Source organism: Afipia sp. GW822-FHT03D08 (assembly GCF_058801645.1).
Map to the genome: position 1 here is coordinate 1,025,789 of NZ_JBXANK010000001.1, position 15,592 is coordinate 1,041,380.

Genomic DNA, 15,592 nt, shown 5'->3' on the forward strand with positions numbered 1-15,592 from the left:
GCCGCCGGCGAACCCGCATCAATGGCGAGATACATCGCGCCGGGTCGACGGAATTTTCGGAACACCTCGAAGCCGCGGCTCTAAGGCGACGTCTGTGCGCGAGTGACAGATCACTTATCGCAAGAGCGTAGCGACAAATCACAGCAACGCGTGCGCGAAAATGTCGATAAATGGGGGACTTCTTAGCGAGTCACCTCAGTGCGTCGCGATCCATGCCCGAGCTTCACGCTGGGCAGTTGCGATCTCGACATCCGACATCAAGCCCGCGATTTCCTGGCGCAGGGAAATGGCATCCACCCTGCCCTTGAGCGCGGCGAGATTGAACCATTTGTGCGCGGCGACCAGGTCGATGAGGCCGCTGCGGCCGGTCGAATAGATCATGCCGAGGTCGAACAGGATGTCGCCGTTCGCCGTGGCTTCGATCGGCAGTGCGCTGCCGGTATCAATCGTTCCCTGAAACATGTGGCTCTCCCGATTCCTCGCCGCGGCGAGCGCGGCTCCTGTCAGTATTCTGTTCGATGCGACTGTTGCTTTTGTTGGCGCGTATTCCGCAAAACCGGTTTGCCAATTCTGCGGAATACGCGTTCGCCGTTTGCCGGCTTGTTGGGACCATATGATCCGTAAAATTTGAATCGCAGTTTAAGCATCGCGATGAATCGAACGTGAACGATGCGGCGGGGCGCTGCACGGCGAATTGCGAGAAACGGGCTATTTGCAGGGGTTTATCGGCATTCGTGAAGATCGATTCACCTTCGTATTTGGCGAAGCGATAACCATTGCACGAGCTGTCCTCCCGCGAGCGCTCCCTCACCCATCGTGAATCGGCGATCGCAGGGCTCTGGCCACGAAGACGCCGCGTCAGGGCCGCCGCTTGCGAATGCGAACATTCACCGGCCGAAGCTTCAAATCAGAATTTGTTTCGGAGAACTTCGATGACCGCGACCGCGTGCGCCGAACCGGCAGATACGCAGGGTCAAAAAAAACGAGGGCGTCGGTGAACACGCCAGGACTGAGATCTCACCGGCATAGTCTTGCCGGGAAACTGCGGGGTCATCCCCCGCAACGAACGAAGAGCTCTTGAACTCTTCTGCCTGACCGGTTGGCCGGGCCGTCTCGCCTGATGTCTCGCCGACACCCTCTTTCGTCGACCGGAGCCGCCGGTTCAAATCCGCTTTCGCGAACTGGATTGTCTGGCGGCTCTTGTGACGGTGCCGGCATCATGTGCCGGCAATTCCATAAGGCGTAGCCTTACTTCTTCTTCTTGGCGACCTTGCGGGTCTTCTTGGCAGTCTTCTTCACTGCCGACTTCGCCTTCTTCGCCTTCTTCGCTTTCTTGGCCATGTTGCCCTCCTAAGTTCGTGAGATGGCTTAATCGCTGTGTGCACTCGGGAATCGAAATGCACTTCATCTGGATTACACCAACGCGTTCAAAAAAACAGTGTCCCGCTTAAGGAAGTGTTTACGCACAAGGCGTCGCGCGCGCTGCAAACACGAAACGGAAGCGTTGCGACGCATCCGCACGGCACGCCATCGCGGGCAAGAAACGATCGAGCGAAGAAACATCGCGCATCAAAGAAATGCCTGTGCCGCAGCGGCTTCTTTCATCACAAAGCAGCACGCATCATAACGTCAATAAAACCGCATGTAACTTCGCAGCGCGCGAAAAACGCCTTTCGCGGACTCTGAGTCGTAAATTTTGGCAACAAAAATATTTTCTGGAAAATTTGGTTTTGGCGCGATCATCGCTCGCGCCGGAGAACTTTTCCCGACCTTTTTGCGAATCTGATTCGCAAATTGATTCCGCGTCGAGAGGCGCTCACGTCGTCTTGCGGCACCGTTGCGAGGGTTCGTCGTGACATCGAAAACGGAAAACGAGACGTCGGAACGGCGCGCGGGAGCGACGCCGCGCGCACGATGTCACTCGCATTAACGATGTTCAGATGCCGAGCTTGGCCTTCAGCAGGTCGTTGACTGCCTGCGGGTTCGCCTTGCCGCCCGATGACTTCATCACCTGACCGACGAACCAGCCCATGAGCTGAGGTTTGGCGCGCGCCTGCTCCACCTTGTCGGGATTGGCGGCGATGATGTCGTCCACCACCTTCTCGATGGCGCCGAGATCGGTCACCTGCTTCATGCCGAGGCTGTCGACCAGCGCTTTCGGATCGCCGCCCTTGGTCCAGACGATCTCGAACAGGTCCTTCGCTATCTTTCCGGAGATGGTTCCTTCTCCGATCAGAGCGATGATCGCGGCCATTTGCTCCGCCGACACCGGCGACGAGGCGATATCCTGCCCTTCCTTGTTGAGGCGGCCGAACAATTCGTTGATGACCCAGTTGGCAGCCAGCTTGCCGTCGCGCGCCTTGTCGGCAAGCCTCGCCAGCACCGCCTCATAGAAGTCCGCACTCTCGCGCTCGGCGACCAGAACGCCGGCATCGTACGGTGTCAGGCCGACTTCGGCGATGAAGCGCTCGCGCTTCTCATCCGGCAGTTCGGGCAGCTTGGATTTCAAAGCCTCGACGTAGTCCGCAGTGAACTCCAGCGGCAGCAGATCGGGGTCCGGGAAGTAGCGATAGTCATGCGCCTCTTCCTTGGAGCGCATCGATCGGGTCTCGCCCTTGTTCGGATCGTACAGCCGGGTCTCTTGGTCGATGGTGCCGCCGTCCTCCAGAATTCCGATCTGGCGGCGGGCTTCGTAATGGATCGCCTGCCCGATGAAGCGGATCGAGTTCATGTTCTTGATCTCGCAGCGGGTGCCGAGGCCCTCGCCGGGACGCCGCACCGAGACGTTGACGTCCGCGCGCAGGTTGCCCTTCTCCATGTCGCCGTCACAGGTGCCGAGATAGCGCAGGATCGAGCGCAGCTTGGCGACGTAACCCTGCGCCTCCTCGGCCGAGCGGATGTCGGGCTTTGAGACGATCTCCATCAGGGCAACGCCTGAACGGTTGAGATCGACAAAGGACATGGACGGATGCTGGTCGTGCAGCAATTTACCAGCGTCCTGCTCCAGATGCAGCCGCTCGATGCCAACCGTCACGCTCTCGCCGCCGGGAAGATCGACGACCACCGCACCCTCGCCGACGATCGGCGACTTGTACTGGCTGATCTGGTAGCCCTGCGGCAAGTCCGGGTAGAAGTAGTTCTTCCGGTCGAAGGTCGATTTCAGGTTGATCTGCGCCTTGAGGCCAAGCCCCGTACGCACCGCCTGCGCAACGCACTCCTCATTGATGACGGGCAGCATGCCGGGCATCGCCGCGTCCACCAGCGAGACGTGATCGTTCGGTGCGCCGCCGAATTCGGTCGAAGCGCCGGAGAACAACTTCGAGTTGGAGGTCACCTGGGCATGGACTTCCAGACCGATGACCATTTCCCAGTCACCGGTGGCGCCCTTGATGAGTTTTGACGATTTGACGGGTGCGTTCATGGGCCGCCTTTTACCTTGATGGCGCGGGCGAGAAAACCCCGAATCAGATCACAGGTTCGCTGCGAAACTGCGGAAAACCGGGCTCGCCCGCAGCGCGTCGCGCCCCGCCTCGATGACACTATCGACCTGCTCGGGCGGCAGATGGAAGCGCGTGGGGACCCGTTCAAGATCCGCCGCGCGCGCCTGATCGAGCTGATCGAACCCGATCCGGCCGACATAGAATTTGAGATCACGGCAATTCCAGTTCGCACCTACGCCGTACTTCGCGCGATCCGCGGCCGACAATCCGCAGCGCCACCTCACCAGCGAGCCCTGCCAATCAGTCATGGTCGCGGTGAATGCGGTGAAGCTGCCGGCGACGCTGGCATCGATAGCTGTATCGGCGGCAGCCTTGACGAGGTCCGCCCCGGACGGCCCCTCAACGGTATTGATCCAGTTTCCCGACAGGCCGGTCTTGGCGTCGACCACCAAAATCAGAGCGCGCCGCAGCTTCACCGCCTGTCGCGGGCTCAGCGGGCCATACGGCGTATCCGACGACAACCGCGCGATGGTCATGCCTGCCAGGCCGTAGTTATCGACAAGGCCGCCATCGAGCAGCTTGATGTAAGGCATCGAGCCATCGTGGTAGCGGCTGATCGCCTTTGCGAATGAGTTCAACATCGGAGGCGCGTTGGCATTGTCTCGCGCGCGCACGATCCACGGCGGCAGACGTTCGTTGCACTTTCCGGGGAACGTCTGGACCACGACCGGCGCGAACGCCACGGGCACCGCCGCCGAAGCGGCGACGGCGTTTGCGAGCGGATATTCGGACAGGTTGCTGCACATGGCGCCGAATGCCACCGCACCGAACACGAAAGGTGTCCTGTTATAAATATCGGAGGCATTGATCCAGACCTGCGGTCGGCTGGTCAGGCCCAGATCGCGAAATGTCGCCCCCTGAAACAGATTGGCGTCGAGCCAACGTGGAAATCCGGTCGAGTCGTTGATGCCGCCAGCGACCGCGCGGGAGAGAGTCGCCAGAGTGAGATTTGTCTGAAGTCCCTCCTCAGCGTTGCGCAGGAGAAACCGTTCGCGAAAATCGGCAAGAGCAGCCCGCTTCCGCAAACCGTAATAAGCCGCCGTAACGGAGCCTCCCGAGACGCCAGAGACGAACTCGACCCGGTCGATCATCGGTCCCTGCGCGCCGCGGACCGGAATGCGCTCCATCTCCTGCAACACGCCGAAGGAAAACGCGGCGGCGCGGGTTCCGCCACCTGAAAAAGACAGTCCAACGACCGTGTCGTCGTAACTCGTCGTCTCGCCGAAGCCGATATTGCCTCGGTCAGTGAGATTATCAGATCCCGGGAGATTGACCGGCGCGTTCTGAATCGACGCGCAGCCCAGCAGCAAGCCGGACACGAACGCAACATTGGCGAGAGGACGCACCCAACGCATAATCACCGATCCCACCGGCCGTTATCGCCGCTGGCAGTTAATGAACACATACCGCCGCGGATCAGGCATTGGCCACCAGAACGGTGAATTCAAGGCAGCGGCACGGCATACCGCCGTACCCGCAAAGCGTCACGCCCACCATTTCCTGGCGGTGAAGTGGCCTGCCGACTGCTCGATCACCTCGCCGAGCGAGAACAGCGTCTCTTCATCGAACGGCCGGCCGATCAGTTGCAGGCCGAGCGGCAGCCCCTGCCCGTCGGTGCCCGCAGGTACTGCGATGCCGGGCAGACCCGCCATGTTCACGGTCACCGTGAAGATGTCGTTGAGATACATCTCGATCGGATCGGCCTTGCCCTTCTCGCCGATACCGAATGCCGCCGATGGTGTCGCCGGCGTCAGGATAGCGTGGACGCCTTTTGCGAACACGTCCTCGAAGTCCTTCTTGATCAGGGTGCGGACCTTCTGCGCGCGCAGATAGTACGCGTCATAATACCCCGCCGAGAGCACGTAAGTACCGATCATGACACGGCGGCGAACCTCCGCGCCGAACCCTTCTGCGCGAGTGTTCTCGTACATCTCGACAATGTTCTTGCCGTTGACTCGCGCGCCGTAGCGCACGCCATCGTACCGCGCGAGATTGGATGAGGCTTCAGCGGGCGCGACGACGTAGTAAGCCGGCAGCGCATACTTCGTGTGCGGCAGCGAGACCTCGACCAGCTCGGCGCCCGCGGCCTTCAGCCAGTCGGCGCCCTGCGCCCAAAGTTTGTCGATTTCGCCGGACATCCCGTCGAGACGGTATTCCTTTGGAATCCCGATTCTCATGCCCTTCACCGACTTGCCGATGGCAGCTTCGTAATCCGGCACGGGCCGATCAACCGAGGTCGTATCTTTCGGATCGTGACCCGCCATCGAGCGCATCAGGATCGCGGTGTCGCGCACCGTGCGCGCGAACGGCCCGGCCTGATCGAGCGACGACGCGAACGCCACGATGCCCCAGCGCGAGCAGCGGCCATAGGTCGGCTTGATGCCGACGATGCCGGTAAACGCCGCCGGCTGGCGGATTGAGCCGCCGGTGTCAGTGCCGGTTGCGCCTAGACAGAGATTGGCCGCCACCGCCGACGCAGAGCCGCCCGATGAACCGCCAGGAACGAGGCTGGCATCCGAGCCTTCGCGCCGCCACGGATTGACCACCGGTCCGAACGCCGAGGTCTCGTTGGACGAACCCATCGCGAATTCATCGCAGTTGAGCTTGCCCAGCATCACCGCGCCGTCGCGCCAGAGCTGAGAGGTCACGGTGGATTCGTACTGGGGAATGAAATTGCCGAGAATCTTCGAGCACGCCGTGGCCCGCACCCCATTAGTGGCAAACAGATCCTTGATCCCGAGTGGAATGCCCGCGAGCGGGCCCGCCTCGCCTTTCGCGATCGTCGCGTCCGCCGCGCGCGCCTGTTCGCGCGCCTGCTCCGGTGTCTCCAGCACATAAGCGTTAAGCACACGCGCCTTTTCCATCGCGGCGAGATGCGCGTCGGTCAGTTCCAGTGCCGTGAAGGATTTCTGCGTTAGCCCCTCGCGGGCGTCGGCGAGCGTCAGTGAAGTCAGGTCGGTCATTTATTCTTCAATCGGATCGCAAATAAAGGGAGACTTGTTTTTCTTGGATTGCGCCGCCTCGGCTTCGAGCATGTCGATCACCGCGTCGATGGCCTTGTCCGGATCGACATTCTTTCCCTGCCGCTCCATCTCGTCGAGATAGGTCATGTAGGCCGCATAAGCCTTCTCGTCGCTGCACAACAGGCACATGGCGTTTGCCTCGGGTTCTATTCGACGACTTTGGGCACCAGGAAGAAGTGATCTTCGGTGGCGGGCGCATTGGCGAGGACCTTGTCCGGTATCTCGCCGTCGCTGACGACGTCCGCGCGCTTCTTCATCTCCATCGGCGTGACAGAGGTCATCGGGTCGACGCCGTCGATGTTCACCTCGGACAATTGCTCGACGAAGGCCAACATCGCGTTGAGCTCCCCCTGCAGATGGGAAACTTCGTCTTCCTTCACCGCGATGCGCGCAAGATGCGCAATCCGGCGGACGGTGGCGGCATCGACTGACATATTCCGGAGACTCCAGGGACGGCGGCCCAATTCAGGCTGCCGTATAGAGCATTTTCCGGCAAAGTGGAATCCGGTTTAGGGGCCGAAATACGCCAATAAAACGAGCGGCTTGCCGGATGCCACGGACCTATAGAGGCAGTGCCGGCAAGGCGGCCACACCATCCTTCACTTCCGGCGGTGTGTGCGCGACATTCAGCACCAGCGAAACGGTGATGAAATAGCCGATCAGGCCGGTGAGATCGATCACTCCCCGTTCCCCGAATCGCTCCACCGCGGCGGCATACGTGGCATCGCAGACACCGTGATGGGCCATGAGTTCCTGCGTGAAGTCATAAACCAGGGCTTCGTCGGCATGCATGTTGTTTGGCCTGCGCCCGCAGCGCAATGCCTCGATGGTCTCCGCGCTGGTGCCTTCCTTCATGGCCAGAGGGACATGCGTGAACCATTCGAACTGCTGGGTGCAGGCGCGCGACACCACGCACATCGTGAATTCGGAAATCCTCGGTGACAGGCTGCTGTCGAAACGGATGTACTCACCCACACGCTGCAACCGGTCCATCAATAGCGGGCTGCGCAACAGGGCAATGAACGGACCTTTGACCGCCTTGCGCGGCCCCGCGATCAAAGCTTCCGCGGCCGTCTTCTGAACGGCGTCCATGTCCTCCAGCTTGAGGGGCGGCATGCGGTCGGGATGTTGGTGCATCGATCTCTCCTGCGAATTTCAACCTGCGTCGCCCGAGGCACGTGCGCTCAGGCCAAGTGTAAAACTGCTTGCCGCCAGCGCAAACGCTGCGATCAGGCTGGGCCATGTGAGACCACCGTGGAACAGATTCACGGTGAGAGGTCCAATGATTTGCCCGAGGGCGAACGCGGCGGTGTAGACAGCGATCAGCCGCGGTGCCTGCGTGCCGCCCAGACGCCGCGCCTCCTGAACGCCGGCCATGGTGATGACCATGAACGTGCCGCCGACGCACAACGCCGAAAACAGCAGGACGTAGAGATTGACCGCCAGCACCGGCGCGATCACGCCGATGGCCAAGACCCATTGCCCGTAGGCCCAAAGCCGCCGCGGCGAGTGTCCCGGAAAAAAGCGTGCGGCAAGAGCGGTCGATATCGCAGCCGCAGCCCCGAACACCGGCCACACCCAACTGAACACGGCAGGATTCGTGATCACCTCGCGTGCCAGCGCCGGCAGGAAGGTCGCAGGAATGATGTAGCCGAAACCGAAAGCCCCATAACAGAGCGCCGCGAGCCATGCCTGAGCGGACAGCGGCGTATGCCCCGCCCCGACCGCCGCTGGAGCGTGCGCGCCATCATTCGCAAGCCGGCGCCATAACGTGAATGCGAAAACCGCAGACGTTGCGCCAAGAACGATCCACGTCGCGCGCGATCCCCACGCGGTCACGCCCGCGACAAGGCTGATCAAACCGGCGAAGCAGATCCCCACGCCAACGCCGGAGAACACCCGCCCCGACCATGCCGCCTTGCCTAGATGCACCAGAATGGGCATCGCCCAAGCGGATACACCGACCAGAACGAAGGCGCTCGCCGCGCCCGCAAGAAAACGCAGCACGAGCCACAGCCAGAAATCGTTCGTCGCCGCCATGCCGAGCGTAAACACTGCAATCGACGTCAGGCCCCATTGAATCGCGCGCGCCGGCGCGGGCGGTGCGGAAATGCAGATCACCGCTCCGACCAGATAACCCACGTAGTTCGCGGTCGCGAGCCAGCCTCCTTGCACCAGGGTCAAGCCAGCATCCTGCTGCATCAGTGGCAGCAAAGGTGTGAAGGCGAAGCGGCCAATCCCCATCGCAACGGCGAGGCCGATCAGCCCGGTCCATACAGCGGTGACGGCTGTGGGTGGCGTGGAAAAAGCAGCGGGTGCGGCGGTAGACGACATGGCGGACCTGATTGGCAACATTACGCGGCTGATGTTCCAGGAGCCGCAGCTTGAATCTATTCCCCAGAAGAGTACGCTGATTTTCAATTCCTGAATAATGAATAATTGAGAACACCTTGTTCTCGATTTGGAAATATCGACGGTCGCACCGGAGAACAGAACGATGAACTTCGCCGATTTGCAGATCTTCAAGACGGTTGTCGAGGAAGGCGGGATCGTCAAGGCGGCGCAGAAGCTGCACCGCGTTCCTTCCAACATCACCACGCGTATCAAACACCTAGAGAGCGCGGTGGGCATCCCGCTGTTCCACCGCAACCGGCAGCGCCTGCACCTGTCGCCGAGCGGTGAATTGCTGCTGGGTTATGCCGCGCGGCTGATCGATCTTTCCGAAGAGGCGCGCCATGTTGTCTCCGGTACCGCGCCGCAAGGCTTGCTGAAACTGGGATCGCTGGAAAGCACAACCGCCAGCCGCCTCCCCGCTGTGCTCGCCGAGTTTCACCGCCGCTATCCCGATGTGCGCCTCGAACTCACAACCGGCACCAACGATGCCCTGGTCAATGCGGTGACCGAACGGCGGCTTGATGCCGCGTTCATCGCCGAACCTCCGTCGTCGCGGACGCTTTCCCATCTGCCGGTGTTTCGCGAGCGATTGATGGTGATCTCAAGTCTTGACCACGAGCCGATCAGAAACGCGCGCGATGCCGAAGGACAGAGCCTGATCGCCTTCCCCGACGGCTGCGCCTATCGCCGCGTCCTGCAGCGCTGGCTCAGGCGCGACAGCCTGACCACCTCACGAGTGCTGGACTTAAGTTCGTATCACGCGATCGTCGCCTGCGTCGCGGCAGGCGCAGGGATTGCCCTGATGCCGGAGGCCGTGCTCGACGCCATGCCGCTGACACGCGTGCGCCGTAACCCCATCCCCCGCGCCCAAAGCGATATCGTCACGCCGCTGATCTGGCGGAAAGATGAAGTCTCGCCGCCCGTGCTGGCGCTGCGTACGCTCATGGCCTCGGTCGGCACAGCCCCGAAGCGACGCGTTAAGCAGAACGCCTAAGCCGGCTGACCCGGACGCCTGCCTGAGGCTTTGCAACGCAAGCACCTCGCGTGATAAGCGAAGCAATGCCTGCATCCATTCACCCGCTGATCGAGGCCGCCGCGCTCTGGCCTGCACGAGGAGCCCTGATCGGGCTCGACCTCGGCACCAAAACCATCGGCGTTGCGGTGTCCGACCCGGATCGCAAACTGGCGACCGGCATCGAGACCATTCAGCGCAAGACCTTCACCGCGGACGCCAAACGGCTGCTCAGCCTGTCCGCCGAGCGCAATGTCGTGGGATTCATCCTGGGTCTGCCGATCAACATGGACGGCAGCGAGGGCCCGCGCGCGCAATCGACACGCGCCTTTGCCCGGAATTTCGCGAAGCTCACGGATCTTGCCATCGGCCTGTGGGACGAACGGCTGTCCACTGTCGCCGTCGAACGCGAACTGATCGACATGGACATGAGCCGCGCCAAGCGCGCCAAGGTGATCGACGAACACGCGGCAATCTTCATTCTGCAAGGCGCGCTGGACCGGCTCGCGACATTGCGCAAGGCGGCCGGAGACCTTTGATCGATGCTAACGATTGTTACGGCTATCGTGCCGATCTTCCTGCTGATCGTGATGGGTTTCGTTCTCCGCCGCGTTCTCGTGAAGGAAGAATCCCACTGGGTCGGCACCGAGCAGCTCGTCTACTACGTCCTGTTCCCCGCGCTGCTGTTTCGGACGCTGAGCCGCGCGAAACTTTCCGAGGTTCCGCTGTTCGGTGTCGGGGGCGCGCTGCTGATCGCGGTGCTGCTGATGGCAACGCTCTGTCTGGCATTGCGGCCGGTCCTGATGAAGCGGCTTGGGGTCAGCGGCCCATCGTTCACCTCGATCTTTCAGTGCTCCTGCCGGTGGCAGACCTATGTCGCACTGGCCGTCGCCGGAAATCTCTATGGCGATATCGGGCTCACCCTCGCCTCCGTGGCGATGGTGGCGATGATTCCCATCCTGAACGTGCTGTCGGTCTGGGTGCTGGCGCATTACGCCGCGCCGACGCGGCTGTCATGGAGGCGCATTCTGCTCACGATTGCGCAAAATCCCTTCATCTGGGCCTGCGCGCTCGGGCTGGCCGCCAACCTGATTGGCCTCAAGCTTCCAACATGGATCGATGAATTCATCGATGCGCTCGGCCGCTCCTCGCTCGCCATCGGCCTTCTCGTTGTCGGCGCGGGACTGCAACTCAAGGGCGTGCTGCGGCCCGACGCGCCGGCGCTGCTGTCATGTGCGCTGAAGCTTGTCCTGATGCCGATTTTCGCAATCTCGCTCGGGCTGGCTTTCGGACTGTCGGGAACGAACCTCGCGATTGTCGCCTGCTGCGCCTCGGTGCCGACCGCATCAAGCGCCTATCTGCTCGCGCGGCAAATGGGCGGCGATGCCCCGCTGGTTGCGGAAATCCTGACCTTGCAGACGGCGCTCGCCGTCATCACGATGCCCATCGCGATTGCGCTGGTGACGTGACGCTCAGGAATTGTTCGCCAGCCAGATGGTCTGGATCGTTGCGGCAAGATTGTTGAGTCCGTGCAGGATCACCGTCAGCCATGTCGAGTTGCTTCGGTAGCGCAGATAACCGAGCAGCAATCCGATTGAAAACACCTGCGCCAGAAAGAACCAGTTGTATTGCAGGTGCATCAGCGTCCACACGGCCGATGACAGCAGGATTGCGCCTGCCGGGCGCAGAAACGATTCCGACCAGCCGCGATAAAGAAACCCGCGGGCGAAGAACTCTTCGACAATCGGCGCCGCCACACAGAATGCGAAAACCAGAAGCCACAGCGCGCCGTCAGCCCGCGCCGTTTTCAGGACATCCGTCATGAAGCCGGGTGACGACTCGCGGCCGGCTACGCGGCTGATCACCTCCCACGCCACCATCAGCAGCACCATGCTCACCACACCGGTCGCGAGCATGCGCCACGATGGCCAGCGCAACGCCAGATAGTCCGCGAACGACGTCCGCGACAGTCGCGTCGCAAGCCACAGCATGGCTAATATGGCCGGCAATCCCATGATGACCGAGAGCGAAATGATCCGCCCGTTCGTCAGCAACGCCGTCATGGCGCTGGTGTCCATCGGTTCGCCGCTGGTGACGAGAAAATAAGCGACCACCGCGACCTGCCCGGCGAACATCGCACCGAACAGCGCCACACCCCACAGGCTGGTGCCGATGAATTTCCAGACCCGAGGCTCGCGGCTTTTGCCTGGCGGCGACACGGGAGCGGCGTCGGCAGGGCTTTCAGCAGCAGTCATCGTCAAATCTCCGGTTTATTGATCGCCTCGGAACCGATTCTGACGAGCAGTGATTAATGATCCATTCTGTGATTGCGGAACAATCATGCTGGCAAGGCGCGATCGAGCAGCCCGCGAATGTCATCGCTGGCGAGATCGACCGCACCGTAGAGATTGCCGTGGTTAGCATCGAGCCGCGTCGCCGCGAACAGTTCGGCATGCTTCGGCGAGACCTCATTGAGCGCAGCGGTTGCCGCGACCAGCGCAAGCGTTTCCACGGCAAGCCGCGCAACGCGCTCCGCGTCGGGCTGACGAAACGACTTCGCGATGAAGCCGACCGCCCCGACCACACCGGGTAGCCCCTTGGTCTGCTCGACAAGACCGCGCAGCACATCCGCCGCTGCGTCCGCTTCACGTGACAGCGCACGCAACACATCGAGGCACATCACGTTGCCCGAACCTTCCCAGATAGCGTTGACCGGCGACTCCCGATAATGCCGCGCCAGGATGCCCTCCTCGACATAGCCGTTGCCGCCGAGGCATTCCATTGCCTCGTAGAGAAATCCCGGCGCGCTCTTGCAGGTCCAGTATTTCACCACCGGCGTCAGCAGCCGCATGTAGGCAGCTTCTGCCTTGTCGGTGGGCGCGCGGTCGAACGACCGGCACAGCCGCATCACCAGCGCGGTGGAAGCTTCCACATGCAGCGCCATGTCGGCGAGCACGCTGCGCATCAGCGGCTGGTCGGCGAGATGTTTCTGGAACACGCTGCGATGGCGGGCGTGATGCAGCGCATGCGCCAGACCGGAGCGCATCAGCCCGGCAGACGCCAGCGAACAATCCTGCCGGGTCAGCGAGACCATTTGAATGATTGTGGGCACACCACGGCCCTCTTCACCGAGGCGCAACGCGTAGGCGTTCTCGAACACCACCTCTGACGAGGCATTGGAGCGGTTGCCGAGCTTGTCCTTCAGGCGCTGGAAGTGAATGCCGTTGACCGAACCGTCCGGCGCAAAACGCGGCATGAAGAAACAGGTCAGCCCGCCTTCCGTCTGCGCCAGCACGAGGAATGCATCGCACATCGGCGCCGACATGAACCACTTGTGCCCGGTGATGCGATAGGCGTCGCCGTCACGCACCGCCCGCGTGATGTTCGCGCGCACATCTGTGCCGCCCTGCTTCTCGGTCATGCCCATACCCATGGTCATGCCGCGCTTGGTCCACCACGGGGCGAATGAGGGATCGTAGCTGCGGGTGCCGAGCACCGGCATCACCTTTGCGCGTAGCGCCGGATCGACCGCCAGCGCGCCGACAGCGGCGCGCGTCATGGTGATCGGGCATAGGTGCCCGGTCTCGACCTGCGAGGCGATGAAGAACTTTGCGCCGCGCACAACCTCGGACGCTCCGCCCGCGGTCTCGCCATTCGCGTTCCAGGTCGAGTTGTGAATGCCGGCGTGGGCGCTGTGCGCCATCAGTTCATGATAGGCTGGATGAAACTCGACCTCGTCTCGGCGGAAGCCGCGCGCATCGAAGGTCTTCAGCTTCGGTGTGTTTTCGTTGGCGATGCGGCCACGCTGCGCCATCGCCGCCGAGCCCCAGTGCTTGCCGAAATCGGCAAGCTCCGCCGCTGCACCCTCACCGCCATTCGCCGCAACCGCTTCCGTGAGCGGGCGATCGAGCGAATACAGATCGACGTCCTCGAACGGCGGCGACTGGTTGAAAACTTCGGTCTTGGCGGACAGGATCGATTGCGTCATGTGTCGTTCTCGCAGTTGAGAACAACAGGTTACACCGGAACGCGGCGCGTTTCACGCCATCCTGTTACGGAATATTGTGCGGAGCCGGTTCTTTGCTGGAGGGCTCTTTCGCCTGCGGAAGATCGTCATAACCGCGACGGCTTGAATAGAACGTCAGCGCCATCAGGCCGAAACCGATCACAAGCGAGAAGAAAATCCCCAGTCCCATGGCGATGTAGCCATGGATCGACATCTGCACATCGGAGTGTGCAACCCAGCCTTGCCACGCCCACCATATCGTGGCCGCCAGGATAGCCAGAAGAACTGTCGTGACTGCAATCGCGCCCCTGCTCATGGCGAGGCCTTTCTGCATTCGGCACACGGGTCGTGCGTCTTCATCAAAGCTATGCTGGAGGAGTGGAAATTCAAGCCCGAAGGGATGATCATCAAACGTCTTGAACTTCGTGCTTTCGCGTCGGTGATGGCATCGCGTCGAACTTCGCGCCGATCGCGGTCGGCAATTTCTGCCGCTCGGGTTCCATCGACTGCGACAATTCGCGCGCAATAGAACCGCGTTTCCGCACAGGCTTTTACCGCAAATTCAGGGTTCCCGAGAGACACTGCCCGGTATGAAAACCATTCAGCGTTTCATCAAAGACGAATCCGGCGCCACCGCCATAGAATATGGGCTGATCGCTGCCGGCATTGCATTGGCAATTATTGCTGCCGTGAACGGCCTGGGCACGAAGCTCAATACCAAGTTCACCAACATCAACGCGTCGATCAAGTAACGACGCTCAAACGCGCCGACCTTTACGGCCGGCGCGTGACCGGGAAATCGAAAGCCGTATTCCCAGGTCCAAGCAAAGAAAAGTGCCACCATTCGAGCCTGTAGTTGACGAAGCCATGCCTGGCCATCGCGTTCACCAGCGTCCCGCGCCACTTGCGCTGCTGCGCAGTGATTGCCTTTGAGCCCGTATGCGCGATCTCGTCCGAGCAGTCGTAGCCAGTGCCCATATCGACGCTGTTGTCAGGTGCGCGGCGGTTTTGCGATCCGGTGCAATCGGCATAGTCGGCCCTCGGATCGAACGGCGCGGCCTTTGACACGGGCAATTGCACCAGCGTGAGATCCACCGCCTTGCCGGTCGAATGGCCGGAATGTCTGGCGATATAGCCTAAGCGAAACAGATCGTCTTTGCGCATCTTCGGATTGTAGCGGCGCTGCGCCGGTGTCTCCTGGCCGTCCTGCGCCCACGCATACATGTCGTCCACCGCGCGCTGCGGGCGATAGCAGTCGTACACCTTGAGCGACAGCCCGCGCGGCTTCAGATCCTGCTGCACACGTTTCAGCGCGGCGCCGATGCTGCGGGTGACAATGCACTCGCCGGCCTCGTAGCCGTTCAGCGCGCGTCCGACGAAATTGTTCGCTGTGGCGTAGCGCATGTCCTGCACGATGGTCGAATCGACATCGCGCAGATAGACAAAATCCGCAGGCAACGGCTGCGCCGCCGCCGCAGACACCCCAAGGCCACCCAGCAGGATCGCAGTTGTAAGTCTCATGACCCGATTCGTTGTTGTGCCGCCGGGTCGAGCCCGGCCATGACGGCGAAAATACGATAGAAGCAATGCTCCGCGGCATGCTTTCGAGCCATTTACCCTGCCCGGACATCAGCGGGGGAAAACTCTCCAGAGGCCG

Annotated in this window: 16 protein-coding genes; 4 read left to right on the forward strand and 12 right to left on the reverse strand. The window is 61.6% G+C overall.

Annotated elements, in window-relative coordinates:
* Positions 1-195 precede the first annotated feature (195 nt).
* The 8 genes from AC1RM7_RS05005 to AC1RM7_RS05040 form a co-directional block, all read right to left on the reverse strand.
* On the reverse strand, positions 196-462 hold the full coding sequence (locus AC1RM7_RS05005) for an SEL1-like repeat protein (RefSeq protein ID WP_024922015.1): 267 nt from the start codon (positions 460-462) through the stop codon (positions 196-198).
* A gap of 1,474 nt (positions 463-1,936) precedes the next feature.
* Positions 1,937-3,421: an Asp-tRNA(Asn)/Glu-tRNA(Gln) amidotransferase subunit GatB gene (gatB, locus tag AC1RM7_RS05010; RefSeq protein ID WP_006020899.1), complete on the reverse strand. Its 1,485-nt coding sequence runs from the start codon at positions 3,419-3,421 to the stop codon at positions 1,937-1,939.
* Between the two features lie 48 nt (positions 3,422-3,469).
* Positions 3,470-4,855 carry a patatin-like phospholipase family protein gene (locus tag AC1RM7_RS05015; protein ID WP_024922016.1) on the reverse strand — a complete coding sequence of 462 codons (1,386 nt, stop codon included), beginning with the start codon at positions 4,853-4,855 and terminating at the stop codon, positions 3,470-3,472.
* Positions 4,856-4,984: 129 nt separating this feature from the next.
* Positions 4,985-6,463 (reverse strand): Asp-tRNA(Asn)/Glu-tRNA(Gln) amidotransferase subunit GatA, encoded by a 1,479-nt coding sequence (gene gatA / locus AC1RM7_RS05020; RefSeq protein WP_024927797.1) that lies wholly within the window; start codon positions 6,461-6,463, stop codon positions 4,985-4,987.
* Positions 6,464-6,652: a hypothetical protein gene (locus tag AC1RM7_RS05025; protein ID WP_006020902.1), complete on the reverse strand. Its 189-nt coding sequence runs from the start codon at positions 6,650-6,652 to the stop codon at positions 6,464-6,466.
* A gap of 17 nt (positions 6,653-6,669) precedes the next feature.
* On the reverse strand, positions 6,670-6,957 hold the full coding sequence (gene gatC, locus AC1RM7_RS05030) for an Asp-tRNA(Asn)/Glu-tRNA(Gln) amidotransferase subunit GatC (RefSeq protein ID WP_024921462.1): 288 nt from the start codon (positions 6,955-6,957) through the stop codon (positions 6,670-6,672).
* 127 nt (positions 6,958-7,084) lie between these two features.
* Complete coding sequence (locus AC1RM7_RS05035; RefSeq protein ID WP_006020904.1) at positions 7,085-7,660, reverse strand: carboxymuconolactone decarboxylase family protein; 576 nt, start codon at positions 7,658-7,660, stop codon at positions 7,085-7,087.
* Positions 7,661-7,678: 18 nt separating this feature from the next.
* Positions 7,679-8,857 (reverse strand): YbfB/YjiJ family MFS transporter, encoded by a 1,179-nt coding sequence (locus AC1RM7_RS05040; RefSeq protein WP_024921463.1) that lies wholly within the window; start codon positions 8,855-8,857, stop codon positions 7,679-7,681.
* A 163-nt stretch (positions 8,858-9,020) separates the two neighbouring features.
* Here AC1RM7_RS05040 and AC1RM7_RS05045 point away from each other — a divergent pair, with 163 nt between their 5' ends.
* The 3 genes from AC1RM7_RS05045 (at position 9,021) to AC1RM7_RS05055 (ending at position 11,398) form a co-directional block, all read left to right on the forward strand.
* Complete coding sequence (locus tag AC1RM7_RS05045) at positions 9,021-9,911, forward strand: LysR family transcriptional regulator (protein WP_024921464.1); 891 nt, start codon at positions 9,021-9,023, stop codon at positions 9,909-9,911.
* A gap of 65 nt (positions 9,912-9,976) precedes the next feature.
* Complete coding sequence (gene ruvX, locus AC1RM7_RS05050; protein WP_006020907.1) at positions 9,977-10,468, forward strand: Holliday junction resolvase RuvX; 492 nt, start codon at positions 9,977-9,979, stop codon at positions 10,466-10,468.
* A gap of 3 nt (positions 10,469-10,471) precedes the next feature.
* Positions 10,472-11,398 carry an AEC family transporter gene (locus AC1RM7_RS05055; protein ID WP_024921465.1) on the forward strand — a complete coding sequence of 309 codons (927 nt, stop codon included), beginning with the start codon at positions 10,472-10,474 and terminating at the stop codon, positions 11,396-11,398.
* A gap of 3 nt (positions 11,399-11,401) precedes the next feature.
* On the opposite strand, the gene AC1RM7_RS05060 is transcribed toward AC1RM7_RS05055, so the two are convergent.
* From AC1RM7_RS05060 to AC1RM7_RS05070, 3 genes are all read right to left on the reverse strand, one after another.
* Positions 11,402-12,184 carry a CPBP family intramembrane glutamic endopeptidase gene (locus AC1RM7_RS05060; RefSeq protein ID WP_024921466.1) on the reverse strand — a complete coding sequence of 261 codons (783 nt, stop codon included), beginning with the start codon at positions 12,182-12,184 and terminating at the stop codon, positions 11,402-11,404.
* Between the two features lie 83 nt (positions 12,185-12,267).
* Positions 12,268-13,917 (reverse strand): acyl-CoA dehydrogenase family protein, encoded by a 1,650-nt coding sequence (locus AC1RM7_RS05065; RefSeq protein ID WP_024921467.1) that lies wholly within the window; start codon positions 13,915-13,917, stop codon positions 12,268-12,270.
* Between the two features lie 64 nt (positions 13,918-13,981).
* Positions 13,982-14,251: a hypothetical protein gene (locus AC1RM7_RS05070; protein WP_006020911.1), complete on the reverse strand. Its 270-nt coding sequence runs from the start codon at positions 14,249-14,251 to the stop codon at positions 13,982-13,984.
* A 274-nt stretch (positions 14,252-14,525) separates the two neighbouring features.
* Between AC1RM7_RS05070 and AC1RM7_RS05075 the strand changes: the two genes are divergently transcribed.
* Positions 14,526-14,687 (forward strand): Flp family type IVb pilin, encoded by a 162-nt coding sequence (locus AC1RM7_RS05075; protein WP_006020912.1) that lies wholly within the window; start codon positions 14,526-14,528, stop codon positions 14,685-14,687.
* 22 nt (positions 14,688-14,709) lie between these two features.
* On the opposite strand, the gene AC1RM7_RS05080 is transcribed toward AC1RM7_RS05075, so the two are convergent.
* Entirely contained in the window at positions 14,710-15,456 is a 747-nt protein-coding gene (locus AC1RM7_RS05080; protein WP_024921469.1) for a M15 family metallopeptidase, read from the reverse strand.
* Between the last annotated feature and the right edge of the window lie 136 nt (positions 15,457-15,592).